Origin of the sequence: Phaeocystidibacter luteus (assembly GCF_008933115.1) — a bacterium.
GTDB classification, from domain to species: domain Bacteria; phylum Bacteroidota; class Bacteroidia; order Flavobacteriales; family Schleiferiaceae; genus Phaeocystidibacter; species Phaeocystidibacter luteus.
Genome location: NZ_WBVO01000002.1, coordinates 255,224 through 273,834, shown reverse-complemented (window position 1 = coordinate 273,834; position 18,611 = coordinate 255,224). Strand labels below are relative to the sequence as shown.

At 47.1% G+C, this 18,611-nt stretch carries 16 protein-coding genes; 11 read left to right on the top strand and 5 right to left on the bottom strand.

The window, feature by feature from the left end; translation table 11 throughout:
- Positions 1–17: 17 nt before the first annotated feature.
- Positions 18–2,516 (bottom strand): heavy metal translocating P-type ATPase, encoded by a 2,499-nt coding sequence (locus F8C67_RS05030; protein ID WP_170266370.1) that lies wholly within the window; start codon positions 2,514–2,516, stop codon positions 18–20.
- A 119-nt stretch (positions 2,517–2,635) separates the two neighbouring features.
- On the opposite strand from F8C67_RS05030, the gene F8C67_RS05025 reads away from it, so the two are divergent.
- Entirely contained in the window at positions 2,636–3,358 is a 723-nt protein-coding gene (locus F8C67_RS05025) for a Crp/Fnr family transcriptional regulator (protein WP_151666714.1), read from the top strand.
- A 6-nt stretch (positions 3,359–3,364) separates the two neighbouring features.
- On the opposite strand, the gene F8C67_RS05020 is transcribed toward F8C67_RS05025, so the two are convergent.
- From F8C67_RS05020 to F8C67_RS05010, 3 genes are read right to left on the bottom strand one after another with little or no spacing between them, the layout of a single operon-like run.
- Positions 3,365–5,638, bottom strand: a complete 2,274-nt coding sequence (locus F8C67_RS05020) for an NADP-dependent malic enzyme (RefSeq protein ID WP_151666713.1) — start codon at positions 5,636–5,638, stop codon at positions 3,365–3,367.
- Between the two features lie 54 nt (positions 5,639–5,692).
- Positions 5,693–6,889: a GTPase HflX gene (hflX, locus tag F8C67_RS05015; protein ID WP_151666712.1), complete on the bottom strand. Its 1,197-nt coding sequence runs from the start codon at positions 6,887–6,889 to the stop codon at positions 5,693–5,695.
- Entirely contained in the window at positions 6,886–7,332 is a 447-nt protein-coding gene (locus F8C67_RS05010; RefSeq protein ID WP_151666711.1) for a hypothetical protein, read from the bottom strand. The genes hflX and F8C67_RS05010 overlap by 4 nt, the downstream gene beginning before the upstream one ends.
- A gap of 113 nt (positions 7,333–7,445) precedes the next feature.
- Between F8C67_RS05010 and F8C67_RS05005 the strand changes: the two genes are divergently transcribed.
- From F8C67_RS05005 to F8C67_RS04985, 6 genes are all read left to right on the top strand, one after another.
- Complete coding sequence (locus tag F8C67_RS05005; RefSeq protein WP_151666710.1) at positions 7,446–8,522, top strand: sensor histidine kinase; 1,077 nt, start codon at positions 7,446–7,448, stop codon at positions 8,520–8,522.
- Entirely contained in the window at positions 8,519–9,274 is a 756-nt protein-coding gene (locus F8C67_RS05000; RefSeq protein WP_151666709.1) for a LytR/AlgR family response regulator transcription factor, read from the top strand. Before F8C67_RS05005 ends, F8C67_RS05000 begins: the two co-directional genes overlap by 4 nt.
- 124 nt (positions 9,275–9,398) lie before the next feature.
- Positions 9,399–11,756 (top strand): TonB-dependent receptor, encoded by a 2,358-nt coding sequence (locus F8C67_RS04995; RefSeq protein WP_151666708.1) that lies wholly within the window; start codon positions 9,399–9,401, stop codon positions 11,754–11,756.
- Between the two features lie 56 nt (positions 11,757–11,812).
- Positions 11,813–11,965, top strand: a complete 153-nt coding sequence (locus F8C67_RS14285; RefSeq protein ID WP_170266369.1) for a hypothetical protein — start codon at positions 11,813–11,815, stop codon at positions 11,963–11,965.
- The gene (locus F8C67_RS04990) at positions 11,962–13,428 is read left to right on the top strand and encodes a M20/M25/M40 family metallo-hydrolase (protein WP_151666707.1); all 1,467 of its coding nucleotides are present in this window, start codon (positions 11,962–11,964) and stop codon (positions 13,426–13,428) included. The genes F8C67_RS14285 and F8C67_RS04990 overlap by 4 nt, the downstream gene beginning before the upstream one ends.
- 45 nt (positions 13,429–13,473) lie before the next feature.
- The gene (locus F8C67_RS04985) at positions 13,474–13,794 is read left to right on the top strand and encodes a DUF962 domain-containing protein (protein WP_151666706.1); all 321 of its coding nucleotides are present in this window, start codon (positions 13,474–13,476) and stop codon (positions 13,792–13,794) included.
- Between the two features lie 46 nt (positions 13,795–13,840).
- Here the strand turns inward: F8C67_RS04985 and F8C67_RS04980 are convergent, their stop codons facing one another.
- Positions 13,841–15,019 (bottom strand): acyl-CoA dehydrogenase family protein, encoded by a 1,179-nt coding sequence (locus F8C67_RS04980; RefSeq protein ID WP_151666705.1) that lies wholly within the window; start codon positions 15,017–15,019, stop codon positions 13,841–13,843.
- Positions 15,020–15,117: 98 nt separating this feature from the next.
- Between F8C67_RS04980 and F8C67_RS04975 the strand changes: the two genes are divergently transcribed.
- From F8C67_RS04975 to F8C67_RS04960, 4 genes are all read left to right on the top strand, one after another.
- Positions 15,118–15,948: a choice-of-anchor V domain-containing protein gene (locus F8C67_RS04975; protein ID WP_151666704.1), complete on the top strand. Its 831-nt coding sequence runs from the start codon at positions 15,118–15,120 to the stop codon at positions 15,946–15,948.
- 690 nt (positions 15,949–16,638) lie between these two features.
- Positions 16,639–17,271 carry a DUF4271 domain-containing protein gene (locus tag F8C67_RS04970; protein ID WP_151666703.1) on the top strand — a complete coding sequence of 211 codons (633 nt, stop codon included), beginning with the start codon at positions 16,639–16,641 and terminating at the stop codon, positions 17,269–17,271.
- A 36-nt stretch (positions 17,272–17,307) separates the two neighbouring features.
- The gene (locus F8C67_RS04965; RefSeq protein WP_151666702.1) at positions 17,308–18,054 is read left to right on the top strand and encodes a uroporphyrinogen-III synthase; all 747 of its coding nucleotides are present in this window, start codon (positions 17,308–17,310) and stop codon (positions 18,052–18,054) included.
- A 107-nt stretch (positions 18,055–18,161) separates the two neighbouring features.
- A complete protein-coding gene (locus F8C67_RS04960; protein WP_151666701.1) occupies positions 18,162–18,560 on the top strand; it encodes a ribonuclease P protein component in 399 nt (132 codons plus the stop codon).
- Positions 18,561–18,611 lie beyond the last annotated feature (51 nt).

Genomic DNA, 18,611 nt, shown 5'->3' with positions numbered 1-18,611 from the left:
TCCGTTTATCATACGACTTAGGTCGTGGATCCCTCGTATCTTGATCTCTGGGGAGGAGGAGTGGCGGCCCCCGGTTGATTCTCCCCAAACGCAGACCCATTTTCATCCCACGAAAATGCATCTTCCCCTTCAACAACCTCCAATTCTGAAAACCTAAATCGATTCACCATCAGTGACACAAATGTCACCACAGTTATCGAACTCAGTGGCATAAGAATAGCAGACAATAGTGGACTCAATAATCCCATTAAGGCGAATGAAAGACCTGCAATATTGTAGGCGAATGACAAGCCAAAACTCCAGTAGACAATTCTACGCGTGTATTTGGAGAGTTTAAAGAACTCTGGCAAACGACCGAACGACTTGGCATGCAAAATTGCATCGCTTGCTGGGGTGAAGTTGTTAATATCTTCGGCTACACTTATGCCAACTTCTGCCTGGTTCAAAGCCCCAGCATCATTCAACCCATCGCCGATCATAACAACCTGATTCCCCTCACTTTGCATATCTGCAATTACATTGAGCTTATCGTGCGGTTTTTGTCTGAATTTCAACTCTACTCCTGCGCCGAAAAGGCTTCGCAAAGCCATTTCTTCGCCATTATCGTCCCCTGTTACCACAGTCTGACCAGCCCAATTCTTCATCTGGTTTATCACGGCTTTGGTTTCCGACCTAAAGGCATGAAGAATATGGAAATGACCTATCAGCGTACCGTTCCGTTTTACCCAAACTTGACTCGCATTCGCTTCAGGAGTAGCATCAGCTCCGAGCCAGGAAGAAGAGCCCAAGCGATAATCAACACCGTCAACCGTTCCGATGACGCCCTTCCCTACAACCTCCTCGAAATAGGACACTCGTTTCGTCCCGTTGCCGAGAAAAGCCGATATCCTCAAACTCAAAGGATGTTTTGATGAATGCATTAACGCAGATAAAGCGGCTCTATCATCCTCATTTAGCGATTCGCCTAACCACTTGACTTTGCTCTTTGCCACACTGGTGAGCGTACCCGTTTTATCCCACACAATCTTATTGATGTCCGCTAACGCTTCTACAACTTCAGCCCGCTTCAGGTAAAGTCCTTTGCGCCCCATCAAGCGAAGAGCATGGCCGTTCGCAAATGGAGCAGACAATGCCAACGCACAAGGGCAGGCAACGATGAGGACGGCAGTGAATACTTTTATGCCCACAACCCAGCTCTCATTCAAAGCCCAGAAGGCAAAGGCACCTAGAGCCAGAGTGAGAATCACCACAACGAAGTACTTCGATACCCTGTCGGTGAGAGTCTGAAACTTATCCGCCTTGTTTCCGTCAAAGTTCTGATCATTCCAAAGCTGTGTGAGGTAACTCTGATCCATCGGTCTTTCAACTAATATCTCAATAGCTCCGCCGCACTGCTTCCCTCCCGCAAAAACACGGTCGCCAATATTCTTCTTTTCGGGGGTCGATTCACCGGTCACAAACGCATTGTCGATGACTGCATTTCCACGAAGAATCTTTCCGTCAACAGGAATAATCTCTTCATTTCTAATGTAGATCAACTCTCCCTTTTCTAGCTTTTGAACAGGCTTGATGCTATGTGAGTCATCCTTATTGACCACCGTAATACCTAAAGGGAAGTAACTCTTATAATCGCGTTCAAAAGAAAGTGACTCATAGGTCTTACGTTGGAATAGTTTACCAAGGAGCAAGAAGAACATCAAGCCTGCAAGCGAGTCAAGATATCCACTCCCCAAACCTGACGTTATTTCCCAAGTACTTTGAAGGAAGAGTGCAAGAATTCCGATGGCGATTGGTTGATCGATATTAACTCGACGAATACGAATCCCACGATAGGCATTGGTAAAGTAATCCCGAGCAGAATAAGTGATAACTGGAAGGGTTAGCGCCCAGCTGAGCCACCTGAAAAAGGTTGAATACTGTGCTAGGGAATCATCTTCCGGATAAAAATACTCAGGCAAGGCCATCAGCATGATATTGCCGAATGCAAAAGCCGCAATACCAAATTGGTAAATAAGTCGCTTATCCTTGGCTACTTTCTCGCCTTCACCCTCTGCGTCAGCCAAGCGAATGTGAGGGGGATACCCGATTTGCTGAAGTAGTTCAGCGAGCTCCTTCAAAGTCAATTCACTTTCCTTGAAACGAATGTGCGCCGTTCGCTTAGAAAACTCCACGCGCACGCTTATAACCGCATCGTTTAACTTGTGCAACCGCTCCAGTAACCACAGGCAAGCACTGCAATGTATGGCCGGAAGGAAAAGTCGAACCACACCTATATTACCATCGGAGAAGTCCATGACCTCCGACCGTATTTCGTCATTCTCAAGAATACTAAAATCGGCAGCGTCGGCTACGGGATTACCGCTCCTATCCTTCTTCGCATAAAAGGATTCCATCCCGTTCGCCCACAATATGGTATAAACGGATTTGCAACCGTGACAGCAGAACACCTTATCGTCTAAAGTGATCTCCGATGTACACGGGTCCCCGCAGTGATCGCATTTTAATGATTCCGACATGTGTGTGTCCGATTGTATACCAAAGGTCATGGATGAGATTTCCAGAAACCATGACAAACGTCACATTCACCTAAAAAATAACTTGAATATGATTTGGAACAATTCTATCTTTGAGTTGTATGTCAAGTAAGACCACACACAACCCAGTACCCTTTGACTGTGCGAATTGCGGTAAAAGGCACCTCTCACTTTTCAAGGACTTGACTTCAGAAGAAGTCGATGAACTCAACAACGTCAAGGCTTGCACTTCCTTCAAGAAGGGCCAAATCATGATGAGCGAAGGGAGTCGACCAAACGGCGTTTTCTGTATTCATTCTGGGAAAGCAAAACTGCATCGTCTTGGACAAAACGGCAAGGATCAAATCATTCGCTTTGCAGTGAATGGTGACCTTATCGGATACCGCTCACTCCTCAGTGAAGAACCCCTTTCAGCTACCGTTGAAGCTCTCGAAGATGTGCACGCATGCTACATTCCAAAGCAAGTGCTGTTCTCCTTCCTCGAGAAAAACCCCAAGTTCTCTTTGAACATCCTTCGCATGGCTTGTCATGAACTTGGCGAGGCAGGTAAATTGATCACCGACATCGCCCAAAAATCCGTTCGAGAGAGATTGGCCGAGGTCCTTCTCATGCTCAAAGCTCAGTTCGGCTTGAATGAAGAAACTGGTGCAATCGACATCACCCTTACTCGCGAAGAGATTGCGAACATGGTCGGCACAGCCACCGAATCCGTAATCCGACTCATTTCCGAATTCAAGGGTGACGGCCTCATCGAAGTGAAAGGCCGAAACATTACCATTCTAGACGAAGCTCAGCTCGTTCGTGTAGGCAAGGTCTTCGACTGATTCCCCTTATTCTTTTCTCGTTTGGGCGTCTACCACCGCCATAGCTACAATGTTCACAATCTCGCGAACACTTGCACCCATTTGCAACACGTGGGCAGCCTTGTCTAGCCCGATGAGAATCGGACCAATTGCCTCAGCAGCACCAAGAGACTGGAGCAGTTTGTAAGAAATGTTTCCACTCGCCAAATCCGGGAAGATGAAAATATTTGGCTTGTGATTCACAAGATCAGAGAATGGGAAAACCTCCTCTAGAAGTTTGTTATTCACCGCAAAGTTGGCTTGCATTTCTCCGTCTACAATAAGATCTGGATGTGTCTGCTTCAGCTTTTCAACGGCCTGGTTCATCTTGGACGGAACCTTCCCATGGTGGCTACCAAAGTTTGAATAGCTCAACAATGCCACCTTCGGCTTCAGGTTAATTCGCTTGACCGTTTCAGCAACACTCAATACGATATCCACAATTCCGTCTACGTCAGGCTCCTCGTTTATCGTCGTATCCGCAAAGAACAACGGTCCGCGTTTCGTAAGCATGATGTACATGCCAGCAACGCGGTTTTGTCCATGCTGACCAAAGATTTCAAGTAGGGGTCTGACAGCCCGTGGATACTTTATAGTTAGGCCTGTAATGAAGGCGTCGGCATCGCCGTGCTTCACCATCATTGGACCATAATAATCGCGGTTCTTCATGAGGCGACGTGCCTCGTACTCCGTCACACCTTTACGTTTTCGATCATCGTAAAACTGTTTCGCATAAACCTCGCCTTTTTCGGGCATGGTTCGCGGATCGACAATCTCCATATTCTCAGCTATACCAAGATCGTACTGCTTGTCAATCTGCTTGATGCGCTTTTCATCACCCAACAAAATCGGAATAGCAATTCCTTCTTCGTAGGCGATCTGAGCTGCTTTTAGCATTTTGAAATTATCCGCCTCGCTGAACACTACACGCTGAGGATTTGCACGTGCTTTTTCCATCGCTAGGCGAATGAACTTATCATCCCTTCCCAAACGAGTAATCAACTCTTCTTTGTAGCGGTCCCAGTTGGTGATTTCCTTTTTGGCAACACCAGACTCCATAGCAGCTTTGGCAACGGCCATCGCTACAGTATGAATCAATCGCGGGTCAAAAGGCTTTGGAATGATATACTCTCTGCCGAAAGACATGTTTCGCATACCGTACGCGAGGTTCACAATTTCCGGAACGGTTTCTTTGGCCAAATTCGCAATGGCGTAAGTTGCTGCCAGCTTCATCTCTTCATTGATCTTGGTCGCCCTTACATCAAGCGCACCACGGAAAATGAATGGGAATCCAAGCACATTATTTACCTGATTCGGATTATCGCTTCGGCCTGTAGCCATGATAATATCCTTACGAGCCGCAATCGCATCTTCGTATGTGATTTCAGGGTCTGGATTCGCCAATGCGAACACAATTGGGTCCTTAGCCATTGATTTAACCATGGCCTTGGAAAGAACGCCGCCACGCGACAAGCCAACGAAAACATCTGCATCCTTTACCGCTTCTTCAAGCGTATTCAGCTTGGTATCCGCAGCGAACTTTTGTTTCTCGGGAGTCAGATTCTCTCTATCGGTCGTAATAACCCCTTTGCTATCGAGCATCAAGAGGTTTTCTTTCTTGACACCTAATGAAAGATAGAGTGAAGCACAGCTAACCGCGCTCGCACCGGCCCCATTGAAAACAACGCGAACCTTAGCTATATCCTTTTCAACTAGTGATAATGCGTTCAGCAAGGCCGCACCTGAAATGATTGCCGTACCGTGCTGGTCGTCGTGCATCACTGGGATATCGAGCTCCTCTTTCAGGCGCTGCTCAATTTCAAAACAATCAGGTGCCTTAATATCTTCGAGGTTGATGCCGCCAAAAGTGGGTCCGAGCGCTTTTACCGTTTGGATAAAGGTCTCCGGATCCTTTGCATCGAGCTCTAAATCGAACGTGTCGATATCCGCAAAAATCTTGAATAGCACACCTTTACCCTCCATCACAGGCTTACTGGCAAGCGGACCTATATCACCTAATCCAAGCACGGCGGTTCCGTTTGAAATAACGGCAACCAAGTTTCCTTTAGCCGTATACTGATAGGCCGTTTCAGGATCTTTTTCAATTTCCTTGCAAGGCTCAGCAACACCAGGTGAATAGGCAATACTGAGGTCTCTCTGCGAGTTGGACGGTTTCGATGGAATGACCTCGATCTTTCCAGGTCTGGCTCCCTCGTGATAGTCCAATATATCTTGCTTGCGAATCTGATTCTTCTTAGCCATAGTAGGGATGGATGTAATGTGCAAAGGTACGAAGGTGTCTTCTACAACGCCTTCTTAGTAGAGGAAGTTCTCGAATGGGAATCTTTCGGCATGAATTCCTGAAACAATGCGATAAATAGATTCTCGCAGGGCATCCATGTTCTGCTTTTTCTCAGCTGAAATGAAAACGGCATTTCCGTCCATCTTCGCCATCCATGTACGCTTCCAATCGTCAATAGTAAAGTAGCGCTCCTCTAAATCTTCCTCAGGATCAATGACTTCCGGCTCTTCATGCTTATACAAGTCAATCTTGTTGAAGACCATAATCGTCGGCTTCTCCTGACCGTCAATTTCGCCGATAGTCTTGTTCACCGATTCGATGTGCTCCATGAAATTACTGTGCGAAATGTCTACCACATGCAGCAACACATCTGCTTCGCGAACCTCATCTAGCGTACTCTTAAAACTTTCAACAAGCTGAGTTGGAAGCTTCCGGATGAACCCCACTGTATCAGATAACAAGAATGGCAAATTGCCGATGACCACTTTACGAACAGTCGTATCGAGCGTCGCGAAGAGTTTGTTCTCAGCCAAGACTTCACTCTTGGCCATACGGTTCATCAGGGTGCTTTTACCAACGTTGGTATATCCAACAAGTGCCACACGAACCAAGCTACCGCGATTTCCGCGTTGAGTAGCCATTTGCTTGTCGATTTTCTCCAACTTCTTCTTCAGCAAGCTGATTTTTTGTTGGATAATCCGACGGTCGGTTTCAATCTGGGTTTCACCCGGACCACGCATACCAATACCCCCTTTTTGTCGCTCCAAGTGAGTCCACATTCGGGTCAACCGAGGTAGGAGGTATTCGTACTGTGCAAGTTCAACCTGGGTACGGGCGTAGCTCGTTTCGGCTCTAGCCGCGAAAATATCGAGAATCAAGTTCGTTCTGTCGAGCACCTTGCATTTAAACATCTGCTCGATGCTCTTCAGTTGAGAAGGTGTAAGCTCATCATCAAAAATGGCTACATCAATATCTTCACTCTTGATATAGCTTTGAATCTCCTCCATTTTACCCGTGCCCAAGAAGGTCTTAGGATGAGGAGTATCCAACTTTTGAGTAAAACGCTTGATTGAATCTGCTCCTGCGGTATCCGCTAAGAATTCGAGTTCATCCAGATATTCCGCACTCTTTTCTTCATCTTGCCACCTGTTGACGATTCCAATCAGGACGGCCCGTTCGCGCTCGGAAGTTCTTGGCTTGATCTCTATCATGCACCTGGGAGTTCAAATAGACGATCCCAAGGCACTCTGCTGAGCAACAGCAAGAATCCAAGTCCGAAGAATATCATACCGTGACGGTATTTCGCCGCATCCGTATCCTTGCGCTTCAATCCCGATCTACCAATAGTGATTAGGATGATGGCAATAATATTAACTGCAATGTGCTCCACCGCGTAGAAGCGCGTGAATGAATCCGACATCACATTCCCTGCTTCAAAAGCCTTAAAGCCAAACGGTGAAACGAAATACAAAACGAGACCAACTACAAGCTGTAGATGGGAGAAAATCAAACTAAATAGAGAAAGCTTTTGTGATCCTTTGCCAAACTCACGCTTGCCTGCAACTCCCATAACCATGTTTACCACAGTTAGGAGCAATACGATCAAAACCAATACGGCCAAAAGCCAGTGTGTATGAAGTAGTCCTTGGTACATCTTCTAAAATTTTACACAAATGTACGAACCATACAGAATCACTCACTCCGTTTTTTTGGGCATTCACTACATTCGGTATTAGAACAACCTACAGGCCGACCTACATTCGCACCATGGCATTTCTCAGACGAAAAGATTACTACTACATCATCTTTATCAGCCTCTTCCCAGTTGTGTTTTTCACTTCTGTGGAGTTTCTGTCTACTGGATCAACATCCAGAGAATTGTCGTCGGGCCTCTACACCATTGCCTACTCAACCATTGTCACCATCGGGCTTTACGTCATTAATTCGTTGATTGTCCGATGGCTTCAAATTCATCATCCCTGGCAAAATGGAGCTGCCAAACGAATCATTCTTGAATCGATATTATCCATCATCTTAAGTGGCGCCTGGCAGGCCTTTGTAATTTTCTTGAGCTTGGAATTTGTGGGCGGAGTGCGCAACGTTCGCGCTCATTACGTCAACAACATCGTATTCGGACTCGCCATTACCTTCTTCGTTCTCCTCATAATGGAAGGGGCCTATTTCTTCAAGCTTTGGAGAGATAGTTTGACGCGCGTTCAGCGCATGGAAAAGCAGCAGCTTCAAGCCCAGCTCGACCAACTGAAGGCACAAGTACAACCGCATTTCCTTTTCAACAGCTTGAACACGCTTTCGGCCATGCTCGAAATCGAAAAGGACATTCCAAGAGCAATCCGGTTTATTGATGAATTTTCGCTTCTCTACCGACGCATCCTCGAAAAGAAAGATGTGCACATTGTCACTCTAGAAGAGGAACTACGCTTCGTCGATGCCTACCTCCTACTTCAAAAAGAGCGATTCTCCACCGCATTAGATGTTCAAATTGATATTGACGAAGCCGATCGCGAGAAGTATATCCTCCCCATGGCTATTCAAGAATTACTTGAAAATGCCATCAAGCACAACCGGATGTCGAGGGCCGAACCGCTAAAAATCAGAATCACTTCCGAGTTGCATCACCTCTGCATTAGCAACCCTAATCAGCCAAAAGCACATGCCCCGGCAAGTACGGGTACAGGTCTATCAAACCTGAACAAAAGACTTCGACTCCTTGGAGCACCCGTTATGAGCATCGATAACGGAAGCACATTTCGCGTTTGCATGCCTTTGTTAACCGCGGAAAGCCTGCGCAACGAACCATCGACATCAAACCCTACCGAATCATGAATGTTTGGATACTCGAAGACGAAGAGCTCGCCGGTAAAAAGCTCGCACTCCTCACACAAAAACTACTTCCAGAAGCGGTAGTTGCCGACCCTATTGAGAGCGTTTCGGAGGCCATCGAAAAATTCCAAAAGGGGCAACCCGATCTGCTGTTGGCGGACATCCATCTGAGTGATGGATTGAGCTTCGAATTGTTCGATTCCGCACAGGTCAACTGTCCGGTTATATTCACCACCGCATTCGACCAGTACGCACTAAAGGCATTCGATTTAATGAGCGTCGATTACCTTCTCAAACCAATTTCCGAGGAGAATTTGCAACGCGCATTCAACAAACTTGAGCGTTTTAGAAGTGGAGCGAACGAAGCCCGAGAACTCTTCGGAATCCTCAAAAAATTGCAATCGGGAGAAACCGCTTATCAAGAGAGGTTCCTCGTTCCAGAGGGGCAACACTTTACGCTCATCAAACAAGACGAAATCGCCCATTTCTTGGGAGACGGGAAGTTTACCTTCATTATCGACAAACAAGGCAAGGAGTACCTCATCGACTACAATCTTAGTCAGCTTGAAGAGAAGCTCAACCCCAAAATCTTTTTTCGACTCAACCGTGCGATAATCACCCATATCGACAGCGTGAGCAAGGTTCATCCTTATGGTCAGAGTCGATTACTTGTAGACCTCGTTCCGGCATCAAAAAAGGAAGCCATAATTAGTGCCGATAAGAGCCGAGCATTTAAAGAGTGGCTCGGTAATTGAAAATGGGTTGACGACTCAAACCCTGCTGCGGAGCATTCACTCCATCTTGACGGTTATTCATGCGCTTTTGGTTTATCAACAAGTTCCCAAACCTCAACTTTGACCAAAACACAAAGCACAGACCATGAAACGACTATTAACCCTCATTGCTCTTGCGGCTACCTTCATCGCCAGCGGACAAGACCTAAATCAGACTGTCCGAGGAGTAATCACCGAAAACTTCACCTCCACTCCTATCCCTGGAGTAAAAATCACAATCACACACCAATCGGAACTCGTCTTTGAGGCAGTTTCAGATTTGGACGGCAAGTTCAAACTAGACAATGTCCCCGCCGGAAGAATAGAGTTGCTTGCTGAGAACTTCGGATATCAATCCGTGAAAATCGCCGACATCGACCACAATGCCACAAGAGAAACTGTCCTGGAAATCAAAATGAAGGAAGGCACTCAGACGCTTGGCGAAGTTGAAGTGACCGCCAGCACGGCTATGCGTCCAAAGAACGAAATGGTAACCCTTAGCGCTCGAACCTTCTCAATCGAGGAAACACAACGCTTCGCGGGTGGAAGAAACGACGTGGCTCGAATGGCCGCCAAACTTCCAGGAGTACAGAATTCTAATGACGCGGTGAACGACATCGTGATTCGTGGAAACAGTCCCAACGGACTTCTATGGCGACTTGAAGATCTCGACATCCCCAATCCAAATCACTACGGCAAAAGCGGTCAAACCGGCGGACCGGTAAGCATGCTCAACAATAACGTCCTTCAAAATTCCGACTTCCTTACTGGCGCTTTTCCGGCATCATACGGCAATGCACTTTCTGGCGTGTTCGACCTTCAAATGAGAAGTGGAAACAACGAACGGCATGAATTCATTGGTCAGGTTGGATTCAACGGATTCGAAGCAGGCGCTGAAGGCCCCTTGGGTAACGGTTCTTACCTAGTGAACTACCGCTACAGTGTTCTAGGTATTATGGCTGCCATGGGCCTCGAATTCGGAACAGGAACTGCCGTTCCGGAATATCAAGACCTAACCTTTAAGGTTACACAGCGCCTTTCCGAAAAGACGAGTATCAGCGCCTTTGGATTGTGGGGTAAATCGAAAATTGACTTCGTGAGAGACCCCGAAGACGACGAGGACCTGTACGGTGCAACCGGAACCAACACCTACTCTAGGAGTCAACAAGCGGTTATGGGAATCAACATTTTTCATAACACCAGCGAGAATTCGATGCTGAAACTTACACTGGGTACGGGAACGCTTTGGGACAACGATTACTTAGACACTCTCGACACCCAAGGTGATGCACACGCTTTTTATGGAATGGACTTCCGAAACACTACGTACTCGGCAAACTTGCACTGGCAATACCACATCAATTCAAAGCACGACTTACAGATTGGTATTCGGAACGACATTCACGAGTTCGACATGCTTGATTCCGTATACTCCTTTGGTGATGGATACGTGAACCCAACTGACATCGCGAATTTCACCAGCCTTCACCAGCCTTATGTTGAATGGCAATATCGTCCAGCAACACGTTGGACCGTGAACTCTGGCCTTCATGCTCAAATCCTCAGCTTAAATGGCTCAGCTATGCTGGAGCCGAGGGTGGGTGCAGAATATGCTATTGATGATGCAAATGCTGTAAGTGCGGCTTATGGCCTTCACTCCCAAATGGCCCCTGTGAATCTATATTATAGAAATGTGGCAGATGACCTGGGTGGAAGCTATCAGCCGAATCGAGATCTCGACTTTCAGAAAAGTCATCATTTTGTACTCGCCCATAAGTATACCTTCTCACCCACGCTTCGTTTTAAAACTGAGGTCTACTTTCAGAGACTCTACGATGCTATCACGCAAGAGTCCCCCAGCGCTTTTTCACTCTTAAACGGCGGCACATTTGGTGGTGTGCCTAATGACGCTTTGAACAACAAGGGAGAGGGTAGAAACTATGGGATTGAACTTTCGCTTGAACAGTATATGGTTCGCGGATTCTACCTCTTTACAAGTGTTAGCATATTCAATAGCGAGTACAAAGGAAGCGATGGAGTTTGGCGAAAAGGAGCTTTTGCGAGTGATTATGTAGCCAACATCGCAGGTGGGAAAGAGTTCGTCATCACGAAAGACCCAAATGCCTCAAAGCGCCATAGCATAACGGTTGATGCATCCATGAACGTGGCGGGTGGTCAACGATATACTCCGATTGATGTAGACGCAAGTAGAGCAGCGGGACAGACTGTTTATGATGAGGACAACGTGTATGGGCTTCAGCTTCCAATGTATTTCCGAGCGGATGTGCGCATTGCGTACCGACTTCAAGGTAAGCGAACTACGCAAGAGTGGGCGCTAGATGTTCAGAATGTCTCGAATCGTCAAAACGTGCAAAATGTACTTTGGGATCCGGCAGCCGAGGAAGAAGTAAGTATATACTCCATCGGCATGCTTCCGATGTTCCAATGGAGGATTTATTTCTAAAAATCTGAAGTCGGAGTATAGGAAAGTTCACGGGCATTGTCTAACTTCAATGTCCCATGCAAACGAAAGCTACATCTCTACTTGAACGTTTGGGTATGCGTCACGCCGACGTAGAAGGCCCAATGTGCTTATGGTCTCCGGATAACAATAAGTTGATTACGGGATACAAGCGCATCAAGAATCGTTTGCGGAAGACTGAATCTCCATGAAGAAACTTCTCTATAGCATATTAATAATCGTCATCATTTTGGTGGCGATTATTCTTTTTAGGACATCGATGGCCGAGGATTATCAACCCGCTGTCAGAACGACCGAACTGAGAGTCCAACCGCTAGATAGCGCTGCAAACAGACTTGGCGAGGCTATTCAATTCAAAACGATCAGTCACCACCCGGCCATGATGGATTTGGAAGCCTTCAACGGTTTCGGTGCCTGGATGCGCGAAAGCTATCCCGGTATATTTCACACCATGGAGGTAGACACCGTGGGTACGCATACCTACATTCTCCACTGGCATGGGGTGACTAGTGAGAATCCCATCTTACTAATGGCTCATCAAGACGTAGTTCCGGTGGACCAAAGCGGGACAAGTGAATGGAAGGCCGACCCTTGGAGTGGACAAATCGTGGACAACTACGTATATGGACGTGGCACCTTGGATGACAAGGGCTCTCTAGTCACTATTCTGGAAGCGTGCGAAGCACTTATCCGCTCTGACTTTCAGCCGGCTCGAGACATTTGGTTTGTATTTGGTCAAGATGAAGAAATTGGAGGAGCGAATGGCGCAGAGCTTGCGGCCGCATGGCTTGAAGAAAAAGGACTTCGTTTTGATTGGGTGCTTGATGAAGGAGGCATAATTTCCAGTGGAATCATCCCAGGGGTTGAAAGCCCAGTTGGTCTAATAGGAACGGCTGAAAAAGGCTATATCAGTATTGATATTGAAGCGAATTACGAAGGCGGCCACAGCAGCATGCCGAAAGACACGAATGCTATTCTAGTTCTTGCGGATGCGATTGATAGGTTAAGTGCATCTCCATTCGAACCCACACTCGAAGGTCCGATGGAAGGCTTCCTAAAATACGTTTCTCCGCATTCCGGATTCACCATGAAAATGGCTGCTAACAACCAATGGTTGCTGAAGAGCGTGATCCTCAGCACCTACATGAAATCGCCAAGCGGCGCGGCGTTAGTTCGCACGACTTGGTCGCCTACAATAACCAGGGCGGGTATTAAAGACAACGTAATTCCTGGAAAAGCCATTCTCACTTGCAACTCGCGCATCATGCCGGGCGAATCTGCAGAAAGCGTGCTACAACATTACAAGGATGCGCTCGTGGGTTTGCCCGTAACTATTTCCATTCATGATGACTTGGGTATAGATCCGTCTCCCGTTTCCGCATATGACTCCGAGGCATTTGAATATATAGGTGCTACGGCAAGGACCACTTTTGCTGATGAAAACCTGATTGTGGCACCCTATCTAGTTCTTGGCGCAACGGATGGAAGGCAGATGTATTCCGTGAGCGACAAGGTTTACCGCTTCTATCCATTTATGTATGAAAGTGACGATTTATCTCGACTTCACGGATTGAATGAAAGGGTTGGAGTTGAAGCAATAGACAATGCCATTAAGTTCTATATCAGACTCATATCCGAGCTTCCGGAAGCATAGAGTGCAGAGAAATTTGTAAATTCTGCCTGCTCAAACCAATCAAACATGACAGATCAGAAGTACAATACTTTGCGGGAATTCTATCCCTTTTATCTGACGGAACATCTCAAGAAGACAACCAGAATCTTACATTTTACAGGAACCGGCCTTTTACTTATTTCATTCTTGCTTTTTCTGAGCACAATGAATTGGTGGTTCTTTGCCGCAGTCCCTTTCATAGGGTACGGCTTTGCATGGGTAGGTCACTTTTTCTTCGAGAAGAACAAACCCGCTACCTTCAAATACCCAGGATACTCCTTGGCGAGTGATTTTATCATGTTTTGGGAATTGCTAACTCGTCAGATTAGCTTCGACGGCACCAAATAAAAAACCCCGCAAATTGCGGGGTTCTTCTTTTGTGCTATGTGTAGTATCACTTGAACGCGTTTTCGCCAGTGATATCCAAACCTGTGATAAGCAAGTGAATATCGTGTGTTCCTTCGTACGTGATTACTGATTCTAGGTTCATCATGTGGCGCATAATGCTGTAATCGCCAGAGATACCCATTCCTCCAAGAATCTGACGCGCTTCACGAGCGATTTTGATGGCCATTTCAACGTTGTTACGCTTAGCCATAGAAATCTGTGCACTTGTGGCGCGACCTTCGTTCTTGAGAACACCGAGTCGCCATGCGAGCAATTGCGCCTTGGTAATTTCGGTAATCATTTCGGCCAATTTCTTCTGTTGGAGTTGGAACCCAGCAATCGGCTTGCCGAATTGAATGCGTTCTTTTGAGTAACGAAGCGCTGTATCGTAGCAATCCATTGCGGCGCCAATTGCACCCCAAGCAATACCGAAACGAGCACTGTCCAAGCAGCCCAAAGGAGCACCTAGTCCAGACTTATTTGGAAGAAGGTTTTCTTTAGGGACCTTCACGTTGTCAAACACAAGTTCGCCGGTTGCACTTGCACGAAGGCTCCACTTGTTGTGGGTTTCTGGAGTAGTAAATCCTTCCATACCTCGCTCGACAATAAGTCCGTGGATGCGTCCTTCCTCGTTCTTAGCCCAAACAACGGCTACGTCACAGAATGGTGCGTTCGAAATCCACATCTTGGCGCCGTTCAACAAGTAATGGTCGCCCATGTCCTTGAAGTTCGTGACCATGCCGCCCGGGTTTGACCCAAAGTTAGGCTCGGTAAGACCGAAGCTTCCGAGGAATTCGCCTGAGGCAAGTTTTGGAAGATACTTTTTGCGCTGCTCTTCGTTACCGTACGCGTAGATCGGGTACATCACCAATGAGCTTTGCACGGAACAAGTAGAACGAACACCTGAATCGCCGCGCTCAATCTCTTGCATCATAAGACCATAGCTAATCTGGTCTAGACCAGGACCGCCATATTCCTCAGGAATGTAGGGTCCGAAAGCGCCAACTTCTGCTAAACCAGAAATGAGTTGCTTAGGGAACTCTGCACGCTGAGCGTAGTCTTCGATGATAGGAGTAACGTCTCTCTTCACCCAGTCGCGAGTAGCCTGACGAACCAACTTGTGTTCGTCGCTAAGGAGATCGTCTATGTTGTAATAATCCGGAGATTGAAACAAGTCTTGAGCCATTGTGTTACATTTTGAACGACAAATGTAAGAGTTAGGAGCCTGAGGGCAACCTTTATTTTGGAGTTTCCGTACTTAGAGCAGAACTAAACTTTCAATCAATGAAACAATCTTTACCCATCGTCGCATTAATCGGCTTAGGAATTTTGGGTTTATCCCAAGTAGGTATCTCAAATTCTGGAGGATCTCCAACTGGCAGAAGTGGAAGTCCAGCCTCGAGCAACAGAACATGTTTATCCTCAGGATGCCACTCCGGAGGTGCGGCTTCAACACAAAACATCACAATTACTTCAGACATTCCCGCTACGGGATTTGAGGAAAACACCAACTATACGATTACCATTTCGGCTGACGCCAATGGAGGTCAAGGTACGCGCATTGGATTCGCCGCCAGTGTAGAGAATGCTGGTGGAACACATCAGGGAACGTTGACCTCAGCGGATGGTCGCACAAACGTATTCAACGACTTTGCAACTCACACTTCTACTTCACTTTCGCCAACAGCGGGGGTGAACTCATGGGACTTGACATGGAACAGTGGTACGGCTGAGGACCAGTCGACTGTATATGTTGCCGTGAACTTTGCAAATGGCAATGGTACAACTTCGGGAGACCAGGTAGGAACACAAACCTTGGTACTTGATAAGGCTTCGGGCATTGGTGTGGAGGAATTCACAATCAGCGACATGAAGCTTTACCCGAATCCAGCGGTGGAAGAATTGCACTTGGACTTTAGCCTTGCTTCTTCTAACGAGGTTGTGTACTCCATTTTCGGAATGGATGGAAGAGAAATCATGAACAAAAACGAAGGCCTCCTTGGCACGGGAGACCACACGCTCAACGTACCTGTTACAGAGCTTGAAACCGGAACCTATTTGATTCACATTCAAGCAGGCGATCGCGTTCTCGCAGAGCGGTTCATGGTTCAATAAAACGAACTATCGCTTCACACTTGAGTCCTCGTCTTTTTGGCGGGGACTTTTTTTTTTTTGAGGCGTCGGGCGCGAGGCTTGAGGCTTGAGGCTTCAGACCATGGGCTTGAGACCTTAGATGACAGGCGTAAGGTATAAGTTCACAAGGACATGTTGCAGGGTTACTTCGATTAGGGGGCTGGCTAGCCCCTCCCCGGTCTCAAGCTACGGCACTCTGCTGGTTATAGTCGTGTGGTAAACGTTTACAAACGGATAGTTATACACCTATTGGGGTGTGAGTGAGGTGTCAACGATTTGTCCACCGGATGTCCCCGCTTTGTCCACCTGAGAATCAATCTCCATTCAATAAAAGTTTGAAACTTCGCCACAGGGGGTGGGGGTGGTCCCAGCTGAGGCCTTAGGCTTGAGGCTTCAGGCTTCAGGCTCCAGGCTTCAGGCTCCAGGCTTCAGGCTTGAGACTTCAGGCTTGAGACTTCAGGCTTGAGACTTCAGGCTTGAGACTTCAGGCTTGAGCCTAACACGTCACTTTCAACTCACCAAACCCAACGTCATTAACACCTTACCAATCACTTCTCACAGCGTCGTTCCGCCCCACCACAAACAACCAGCCTCCCACTCATTGATAATCGCCAACTCGCCTATCGCCTATCGCCTGTTGCCTCTTGCCTTTCATGTCCCTACCTTTACCCCATGGACCAGATCCCCGTAGTTCTCACCCCAAACATTTGGATGTTTTCGCTGCTTGCAGCGGGCACTTTGTTGTTGGGGGCGTTGCGCTACAGTTATCCTCAGCAGTTTGCTGGACTTTGGCGCGCGGCCATTCGTCCGACCGACGCACAGCGCCGTGAGGTACGGTTCGATGCCTTCAACATGTCACTTGAAATTTGGGCCATTCTAGCTATCGCACTGAGTGTACTTTTGATTCAATCTGACCACGTTGTGTTCTCTGATTGGGCCATTTTGATTCGATATGCCCTTTTGCTCGGCATTTTTCTCACACTTCAAGGCACTATTTACCAACTTGCGGGCTTCATTTTTGAAGATGGAGAGGCTTATGCAGCTGCATGGAGAGAAAAAAGTCAGTTTTTAAGATGGTCCGCCATCTGGCTTACACCCCTAATCTGGTGGTTGGCATTCGCCGGTGAGTACAGAGCGGCCGTGGGATACGTGGGTGCGACACTACTTATCGTGCTCTATTTATGGTCGTTAGCTAGACTAACAATCGTATTGTTCAGACAATCTCGACTACGTTCTTATCACAATCTTTTGTACCTTTGCGCCTTGGAAATAAGCCCTGTACTCATTATCGCTTTAATGATGTGACAGGCGTGTAATAATCAAGAAACGCAGCGCTAGAACATGACGAAGGTAAAGACCATTTTGGTGTCACAACCTGAGCCGAAGACGGAAAACTCTCCATTCCACATGTTGGCTTCTAAGCAAAAGGTGAAAGTTGACTTTCGTCCTTTCATTCACGTAGAAGGAGTTTCTGGTTCGGATGTAAGAAAGGAGAAAATCAATCCAGCTGATCACAACGCGATCATCTTCACTTCGAAGAATGCCGTTGATCACTTCTTCCGCATCTGCGAAGAAATGCGCATCGCTGTGAGTAATGATTTGAAGTACTACTGTATCTCAGAAGCCATTGCTTATTACCTACAGAAGTACGTAGTATACCGCAAGCGCAAAATTTATTACGGAAACGGAACTATCAAAGACTTGATCCCAATGCTCAAGAAGAATAAAGGCGAGAATTTCTTCCTTCCTTCTTCTGACATTCTCAAGCCTGAAATCCCGAATACTCTCGAGGAAAACAAAATCCAATTCACTCGCGCCATCCTGTACCACACCGTTGCAAGTGACTTGAGCGACTTGGCCGACGTGTATTACGACATCCTCGTGTTCTTCTCTCCTGAAGGAATTCGTTCCCTCATGAAGAACTTCCCAGATTTCAAACAAAACAACACGCGCATCGCCGCCTTCGGTACTTCTACCGCCCGCGCCGTTGAGCAAGAAGGATTGCGTCTCGACATCCCAGCCCCAACTCCTGAGGCACCGTCAATGACCAAGGCCATCGAAGAATACATCAAGCAAGTGAATAAGTAATTTACACTTGAACTGACAATTAATCCAGGCCCTGCGAAGGTGCCTGGATTTTTTTTGCCCTCACGCCAGCACCACACAAACTATTCTTTCGCCGTACCTTCGAACCCATGCCGCGGTTTCCCAAAACAGAACGCCTCACCAACAAAGCTCACTTTGAATCGCTCATCAAAGGAGGCATATCCGTTGGCGCATATCCCATCCGTTTAATAGTCAAAGAGCTTCCACTTTCTACCGAAGCTCCCTATCAAATCGCATTTGCCGTCGGAAAAAGAAGGTTTAAAAAGGCCACCGATAGAAATCATATGAAACGCAGACTCCGCGAAGCGTGGCGCCTAAACAAAGAGGACTTCCTCTCCCTGCTTCACCGAGCTCTCAACGCTGAAAAACTAGCCATCCTCATCGTCTACACCAGCGAAGAGAAAGAGTCTGTAGAGAAGCTTGAAAAAGCACTCTTCAAAGCACAAGCGCGAATTCTTGAAAAAATTTCCCGTAGCTCAGCGCAGTGACATACTGCAGGCCCACGTTTCAGCGTTAAAATCGTATCTTTCAACTTCTGC

Excerpts from the sequence above, each read along its gene's own strand:
- F8C67_RS14285 (WP_170266369.1), top strand. The coding sequence starts at position 11,813 with ATGCAAACGAAAGCTACATCTCTACTTGAACGTTTGGGTATGCGTCAC.
- F8C67_RS04960 (WP_151666701.1), top strand. The coding sequence starts at position 18,162 with ATGCCGCGGTTTCCCAAAACAGAACGCCTCACCAACAAAGCTCACTTT.
- F8C67_RS04990 (WP_151666707.1), top strand. The coding sequence starts at position 11,962 with ATGAAGAAACTTCTCTATAGCATATTAATAATCGTCATCATTTTGGTG.
- F8C67_RS05000 (WP_151666709.1), top strand. The coding sequence starts at position 8,519 with ATGAATGTTTGGATACTCGAAGACGAAGAGCTCGCCGGTAAAAAGCTC.
- F8C67_RS05010 (WP_151666711.1), bottom strand. The coding sequence starts at position 7,332 with ATGTACCAAGGACTACTTCATACACACTGGCTTTTGGCCGTATTGGTT.
- hflX (WP_151666712.1), bottom strand. The coding sequence starts at position 6,889 with ATGATAGAGATCAAGCCAAGAACTTCCGAGCGCGAACGGGCCGTCCTG.
- F8C67_RS05005 (WP_151666710.1), top strand. The coding sequence starts at position 7,446 with ATGGCATTTCTCAGACGAAAAGATTACTACTACATCATCTTTATCAGC.
- F8C67_RS05020 (WP_151666713.1), bottom strand. The coding sequence starts at position 5,638 with ATGGCTAAGAAGAATCAGATTCGCAAGCAAGATATATTGGACTATCAC.
- F8C67_RS04995 (WP_151666708.1), top strand. The coding sequence starts at position 9,399 with ATGAAACGACTATTAACCCTCATTGCTCTTGCGGCTACCTTCATCGCC.
- F8C67_RS04965 (WP_151666702.1), top strand. The coding sequence starts at position 17,308 with ATGACGAAGGTAAAGACCATTTTGGTGTCACAACCTGAGCCGAAGACG.
- F8C67_RS04970 (WP_151666703.1), top strand. The coding sequence starts at position 16,639 with ATGGACCAGATCCCCGTAGTTCTCACCCCAAACATTTGGATGTTTTCG.
- F8C67_RS04980 (WP_151666705.1), bottom strand. The coding sequence starts at position 15,019 with ATGGCTCAAGACTTGTTTCAATCTCCGGATTATTACAACATAGACGAT.
- F8C67_RS05030 (WP_170266370.1), bottom strand. The coding sequence starts at position 2,516 with ATGTCGGAATCATTAAAATGCGATCACTGCGGGGACCCGTGTACATCG.
- F8C67_RS04985 (WP_151666706.1), top strand. The coding sequence starts at position 13,474 with ATGACAGATCAGAAGTACAATACTTTGCGGGAATTCTATCCCTTTTAT.
- F8C67_RS05025 (WP_151666714.1), top strand. The coding sequence starts at position 2,636 with ATGTCAAGTAAGACCACACACAACCCAGTACCCTTTGACTGTGCGAAT.
- F8C67_RS04975 (WP_151666704.1), top strand. The coding sequence starts at position 15,118 with ATGAAACAATCTTTACCCATCGTCGCATTAATCGGCTTAGGAATTTTG.